Source organism: Dermacoccus sp. CCH2-D9, assembly GCF_001556795.1.
GTDB lineage: Bacteria > Actinomycetota > Actinomycetes > Actinomycetales > Dermatophilaceae > Dermacoccus > Dermacoccus nishinomiyaensis.
Map to the genome: position 1 here is coordinate 41,149 of NZ_LSJT01000147.1, position 6,656 is coordinate 47,804.

Here is a 6,656-nt window from a genome sequence, read left to right on the forward strand (position 1 = left end):
TTGCGACCCACCTCGGAATCGAGGACGTCATGGTTTCGCACCGTCGCCTCGCCGTGGCCGACTCCGCGGCGCCCCTCACCGACGACGGGTTCAACCCGCACGCACGTGCCGTCCACATCGGCACCCTGACGCTGGAGAACGGCGCCGCCCTGCCCGACGTCGTCATGACGTACGAGTGCTGGGGCGAGCTGAACGACGACGCGAGCAACGCCGTCCTCGTCGAGCACGCCCTGACCGGAGACTCGCACGTCGTCGGGCCGGTCGGCCCCGGGCAGCCGACGGCGGGGTGGTGGCCTGGTCTCATCGGCCCCGGCGCGCCCCTCGACACCGACGAGCTGTTCGTCGTGGCGATCAACGTGCTCGGCGGCTGTCGCGGCAGCACGGGCCCCATGTCGCTCGCACCAGACGGCCGGGTGTGGGGCGGGCGCTTCCCACACGTCAGCGTCAGGGATCAGGCGCGCGCCGAGGCGCGGGTCGCCGACGCTCTCGGCATCGCGCGCTTCCACACTGTCATCGGCGGCTCCTTCGGCGGGATGCGCGCCGCGGAGTGGGTGGCGACCTTCCCGCATCGGGTGCAGCGCGCCCTCGTCGTCGCGAGCTGCGCGGCGGCGGGCGCCGACCAGATCGCGTGGGGGCACACGCAGGTGCGGGCAATCGAAGCTGACCCGGATTTCCGGGGTGGCGGCTACCTCGAGCAGGGCGTCTTCCCGACGTCGGGGCTCGGGCTCGCCCGCCAGATCGCGCACACCTCCTACCGCAGCGCGCACGAGTTGCAGGAGCGGTTCGGGCGCGAGTCGCAGGGAGCGGACCGCACGCTCGACGGCGGCCTGTTCGCCGTCGAGAGCTATCTCGAGCACCACGCCGCGAAACTCGTTGCGCGGTTCGACGCCATGAGTTATGTGCGGCTCACGCAGGCGATGGCGACGCACGACGTCGGCCGCGGCCGCGGCGGCATCGAGCCTGCGCTTCGGGTGTTCGGGGGTGAGCTCGTCGTCGCCGCGGTCGACTCCGATCGGCTGTTCCCGGTCAGTGCCTCCGCCGACATCGTCCGGGCTCACGGGCGCGGACGGCTGCGTCTCATCCACTCGCCGCACGGTCACGACGGTTTCCTCATCGAGGCCGACCAGATCGCGGCGCTCGTGCGCGAGGTCATCGCTCGGCCGCTCACGGCCGAGGCGGGCCGCGTCCATCCCGTGGCGTGACGGCGGGCGCTCGCGGCACCTCGGGTAGCGTGTGAGCCGATCGCCACAGTCGCAGAACAGGGGTTGCGCATGTCCGTCGTCGTCAGTTTCGCTCCGGGCCCGGAGGGTGAGGCCGCGGTGGCCGAGGCCGTGCGTCAGTCGAGTGTGCTGGGGCGCCCGCTCGTACTCGTCTCGACCGTCCCGAGCGACGACGCGCGCGCTGCCGCGCAGGAGAGTGCGGACGCGGTCGGCGGCCGCGTCGTGCAGGTGGAGGAGGGCCAGGACGCGGTCGAGGTGATCCTCGACGAGGTGGCCGAACTCGACCCGGCGCTGCTCGTCATCGGGCTGCGTCGCCGCACGCCCGTCGGCAAGCTGATCCTCGGTTCGAGCGCTCAGCGACTGCTGCTCGACGCGCCGTGCCCCGTCCTCGCGGTCAAGCCCACAGCGCACTGATCTCGCGCTGCTCCCAACCCCGGCCTGACGCGCTTGCGTCAGGTCGGGAACACCCGCGCACGCAGGGGCGTTGAACCCCGTGATTCTGCGGTTCTCGACCCAGAGTTCTATAATGGTGAAAGAAGCGACGCGGGGGATCGAATCAGGCACCACGGTGCCAGGCGAGCTCAGGTGAGTCTCGAGCAACCGGCTCTCGTCGGATCCCGCCCCCGTGGTTCGTCTCTTCCCTCGTACGAAGCGCTCGGCGCGCGATTGCGCCTGCCCGATGCGTTGTGCACTCTCGGAAGGTAGTTGGTGACCTCAGTGTCCGAAACGGCTCAGACCCCCGCGCTTCCCGCGGACATCGACCATCCCGCGGTCATTGCTCTGTTCGAGCAGGGGCGCGCGAGCGGCACGGTCGACAGCGTGGTGCTGAAGACCGCCCTCGAAGAAGCGAAGATCTCCATGGCCAAGCAGAAGGCGGTGCTGAAGGCGCTGGGGGCCGAGGGCATCGAGATCGTGCTCGACGAGGTTCACGCGGCCCAGGCCGTCGCCACGACGACCGGGCGCAAGAGCGCGGCGAAGAAGTCGACTGCCAAGAAGACCGCGACGAAGACCGCTGCCGCGAAGAAGACCACCGCGGCCAAGACGACGACCGCGAAGAAGGCTGCCGTCAAGAAGACGGCGGCGAAGAAGGCCGTAGAGGCGGAGACCGACGTCGAGCTCGACGAGATCGTCACCGCCGACGAGGCGAGTGAGGCCCCCGCGAAGAAGGCGGCCGCCAAGAAGACCACCGCCAAGAAGGCGACGGCGAAGAAGGCCACCGCGGCCAAGTCGACGACCGCGAAGAAGACCACCGCCAAGAAGTCGGCCGCTGACGAGCCGGACGAGGTCGTCGCCGAGGACGTCGAGATCGACGACGTCGTCGTGACGGACGTCGAGGCAGGCGCCGAGGAGGTCGACGAGGCGAAGAAGCCCGCCGGCGAGGCCGAAGACGAGAAGGGCGGCTTCGTCCTGCGTCCGGGTGACGAGGATGACGCGCCGGCCCAGCAGGTCGTGACGGCGGGTGCGACGGCCGACCCGGTCAAGGACTACCTCAAGCAGATCGGCAAGGTCGCCCTGCTCAACGCCGAGCAGGAGGTCGAGCTCGCGAAGCGCATCGAGGCCGGCCTGTTCGCCGAGCAGAAGCTCGAGTCGGGCGTCAAGATGGACATGAAGCTCAAGCGCGAGCTGTGGTGGATCGCCTCGGACGGCAAGAACGCGAAGAACCACCTCCTCGAGGCCAACCTGCGTCTCGTCGTGTCGCTGGCCAAGCGTTACACGGGTCGCGGCATGCTCTTCCTCGACCTCATCCAGGAGGGCAACCTCGGCCTCATCCGCGCGGTCGAGAAGTTCGACTACACCAAGGGCTACAAGTTCTCGACGTACGCGACGTGGTGGATCCGTCAGGCCATCACGCGTGCCATGGCCGACCAGGCGCGCACCATCCGCATCCCGGTGCACATGGTCGAGGTCATCAACAAGCTGGCTCGCGTGCAGCGTCAGATGCTTCAGGACCTGGGCCGCGAGCCCACGCCGGAGGAGCTGGCCAAGGAGCTCGACATGACCCCCGAGAAGGTCATCGAGGTCCAGAAGTACGGCCGTGAGCCCATCTCGCTGCACACGCCCCTCGGTGAGGACGGCGACAGCGAGTTCGGTGACCTCATCGAGGATTCCGAGGCCGTCGTCCCGGCGGACGCCGTCAGCTTCACGCTGCTGCAGGAGCAGCTGCACTCGGTGCTCGACACGCTGTCCGAGCGCGAGGCGGGCGTCGTCTCGATGCGCTTCGGCCTCACCGACGGCCAGCCGAAGACGCTCGACGAGATCGGCAAGGTCTACGGCGTGACGCGTGAGCGCATCCGTCAGATCGAGAGCAAGACGATGAGCAAGTTGCGTCACCCGTCGCGCTCGCAGGTGTTGCGCGACTACCTGGACTGAGCCAGACGGGTAGCGAGGCAGAAATCCGCGTCGTTCCGGCGCTTTTTCGCCTTACGTCGTGAACTCTAAGGGTGCACAGCGTTCCTAGTCGGGGTATCGCTCAGACTGGAGGCATGCCCGGAGAGTTTAGCGTGCCCGAACTGCGTGAGTTGCTGATCTCTTGGGAGCTTGCGCTCAAGGCCGACAGACGCTCGGCGCAGACGATCAAGTCCTACACCGAGGGCGTCAAGCAGTACGTCGCGTTCGCTGAGGCGCGCAAGGCCGACCCGCTGAGCCGGGCGACCTTGCGCGCCTTCTGCGTGCACCTGGGCGAGACGGGGCGCGAGGCTGCGACCGTCCGTGCTCGCCAACTCGGGGTGCGCAGGTTCACCTCATGGCTCGCCGAGGAGGACGAGCTCAGCGCAGATCCATTCATCGGCGTCAAGGCGCCGAAGCTCGACCAGAAAGTCATCGAGCCGCTCACCGCCGACCAACTCAAGGCGCTGCTTCGCGCCTGTCGTGTTCCGGGCGAAGCAACCGCCGCCCGAAAGCTGCGAGCCCGCCGGGACGAGGCAATCCTGCGCTTGATGATCGAAACCGGCGCGCGCGCGGGCGAGGTGGTCGCGATCCATGTCGATGACGTCGATCTGAGGGAGCAGACGCTCGTCATTCGCCGCGGCAAGGGCGGCAAGGGGCGCGTCGTCCCGTTCGGCCCGCAGACAGGGCAGGCAATCGACCGTTACATGCGCCTTCGCCGGGGGCACGCTCTCGCTTCACGGCCCGAGTTGTGGCTCGGGGATCGAAGCAAGGGGTTCTCGTACGATGCGCTGCACAAGACGTTGCGTCTTCGTGCGGACGCGGCCGGCATCGAGGGGTTCCACCCTCACCGCCTTCGCCACACCGCCGCGCACCGCTGGCTCGCAGCCGGCGGCAGTGAGGGCGGGCTCATGGCCGTCGCTGGATGGACGCGGCCCGACATGCTCATGCGCTACACGCGCGCCCAAGCTGCGGCCCGCGCTCCCGAAGAAGCCAAACGATTGAACCTGGGGGAACTGTGACGGAAATGCTCGACGCGGAATCCATTCGCGAACTGGTGGGGCGTCGTAAGCGCCTCATGCCTGAGATCGATGCCGCTTTGGCAGTGATCCGAGCGCAGGGGAAGCGGCAGGGCTACCTCAACGAAATCGTGATCCGCTGCGACGAACGGCACAAGGGTGGCCTGCCCAAGCTGGGCACCGCAGTGCGGCTGGACACCTCGCGCTTCGTCGTGCACAGCACGATCAAGTGGGCGCCCCGCGATCAACTGAAGCTGACGCCCTGGCAACACGAGGCCTACCTCGGAGTGGGACTGGGTGACGACCCACTCGACGACGCCGCTCTCGTCGACTGGGCGCGGCGCCTCGATGAATGGTCCCGCGGTCTACCGAGCACCGGAGGGCGGTGGCTGCGTGGGCAGACGCCGTTCGACCTGCGGACCATCGTGCGGGTAGGAGAGGATCCCGTGATTACGCCATGGGTCCGGTGCAGGCGGGGGGCAGTTCGCGTGCTGGCGCTGCGGGCGACCTCTCGCGTCATCGTGGACGCTGGGGCATTGCGACGTCGACCGCACGGTGGTGCATGGGCCTGAGTGTCCGCCATGTGACTACGCGACGAATGGCCGGCGCGGCTGTCCGCACCCGTCGCACGCCTGAGAACACCGGAACCCGTACACGGGAATCTGTCTTTCCCCTGCGGGTCGAACGATCCAAGAGCCCGAGGGGTGCATAGCCCCACGATGAACGCCCGTCACCTTTCGAGGTGGCGGGCGTGTCGTGATGGCGGGTTCCGGCGTGGGAAGATGGAGCCTTCTTCTATGAGAGGTCGTGCCCGATGGCGGGCAATAAGGCTGTTACCCCTGTTCGTATGTCGTGTGTCCGTGGTTCCTGCACGCGAGTAGCTTCGAAGCGATCGGTTCGCGGTTTCTGCAGCACGTGTATAGACACGAATCGAATGAGTGCTTCCCCTGGGGCTGCTTTAACCGGCGGGGCATGGGTTCAGTCGCGGGGTGTTCAGCGATGGGTTCCAAGCATCTAAGACGGGCTAGCAGTTCACTGGGCTCGATGAACGCCCGCCACCTCACCTCGAGGTGGCGGGCGTTTCGTCGTTTCAAGCAGTGCACGCTATCCGTTACGAATAGAGTAACGACTGTGAACACTTATACGCCGTGTGCAGTGTGCGAGCAGCCCATCGACGGCCCCGTGGTCGCCGTCGACGTCCACCACCGTCGCAACCGCCACGAACGGGGGTGGACGGCGCGGGAAGCTGTATGCCTCGAGTGCGTGGCGAAACCTGCGGATCGCACCGCCCTCGCCTACGTCACGGGCATGGCGCACGTCGAATCATGGTGGCGAGAAGAAACGCCCGCGCCGTGCGCCGGCTGTGGCCGCCCGACCATCGTGCGCCCCGACGGTCGCCGCAAGGTCGTCGCGTGCTCGAGCGCATGCCGAACGGCCTCGTACCGGGAGACCAGTTCGGAAGCCGTAACGCGCGAGTGTGACGGTTGCGGAGCAGTTGTCGCGGGCCGCTCGGATCGCCGCTACTGCTCGCCCGCGTGCCGGCAGAGGGCGCACCGCCGTCGTAGCGCGGCCCCGGAAGTGCAGGCCGTCGCGCCCGTGGCCGTGGAGTTCGAGCCCGCGAAGGTGCCCGGCAAGTCGCTTGAGCGGTGCCGCCAGGAACAGACCGAGAGCATTCTCGATTGGGTGGAGACCGTCACCTCGTCCACCATGACCCCGCGGCCGCTCGCTCGCGCGGCATGGCTCGCCGCTCAGGTGGACGCCCGCACGCTGGCACTGCTCGAGGATCACCTCGTCGAGGGTGGCACGTGGAGTTCGGCGGCCGAGCAGCTTGGGTTGCCGCTGGGAGAGGTGCTGGCCCGGTATCAAGGGCGGGTGAAGGTGAGCGGCGAGGGGCGTTAAGGCTCGGAGCCCTACGGGCAGGGAAGTTGCCTTTGCTGGAACCCTGCCCAGAAACCCCTGAAGCGCCCTGGGTTTGGTGGCTCTTCACGAATGAGGGTGTAGCGCGGGTCTGAACCCTCCGGCTTCGAGCAGC

The 6,656-nt window shown here is 67.9% G+C and carries 6 protein-coding genes; all 6 read left to right on the plus strand.

The window, feature by feature from the left end:
- Positions 1–29 precede the first annotated feature (29 nt).
- The 6 genes from AX669_RS12410 to AX669_RS13480 all read left to right on the plus strand — a co-directional run bounded on the left by AX669_RS12410 (position 30) and on the right by AX669_RS13480 (position 6,523).
- Positions 30–1,202, plus strand: coding sequence for a homoserine O-acetyltransferase (locus tag AX669_RS12410; RefSeq protein ID WP_082740961.1), 1,173 nt, complete (start codon positions 30–32; stop codon positions 1,200–1,202).
- A 69-nt stretch (positions 1,203–1,271) separates the two neighbouring features.
- Positions 1,272–1,634, plus strand: coding sequence for a universal stress protein (locus AX669_RS12415; RefSeq protein ID WP_006946612.1), 363 nt, complete (start codon positions 1,272–1,274; stop codon positions 1,632–1,634).
- A gap of 294 nt (positions 1,635–1,928) precedes the next feature.
- Entirely contained in the window at positions 1,929–3,590 is a 1,662-nt protein-coding gene (locus AX669_RS12420) for an RNA polymerase sigma factor (RefSeq protein ID WP_369815087.1), read from the plus strand.
- Between the two features lie 113 nt (positions 3,591–3,703).
- Positions 3,704–4,627, plus strand: a complete 924-nt coding sequence (locus tag AX669_RS12425) for a tyrosine-type recombinase/integrase (RefSeq protein WP_082740962.1) — start codon at positions 3,704–3,706, stop codon at positions 4,625–4,627.
- On the plus strand, positions 4,624–5,196 hold the full coding sequence (locus tag AX669_RS12430) for a hypothetical protein (RefSeq protein ID WP_062258710.1): 573 nt from the start codon (positions 4,624–4,626) through the stop codon (positions 5,194–5,196). Before AX669_RS12425 ends, AX669_RS12430 begins: the two co-directional genes overlap by 4 nt.
- 559 nt (positions 5,197–5,755) lie before the next feature.
- The gene (locus AX669_RS13480) at positions 5,756–6,523 is read left to right on the plus strand and encodes a hypothetical protein (protein ID WP_156445012.1); all 768 of its coding nucleotides are present in this window, start codon (positions 5,756–5,758) and stop codon (positions 6,521–6,523) included.
- The last annotated feature ends 133 nt before the right edge of the window (positions 6,524–6,656 follow it).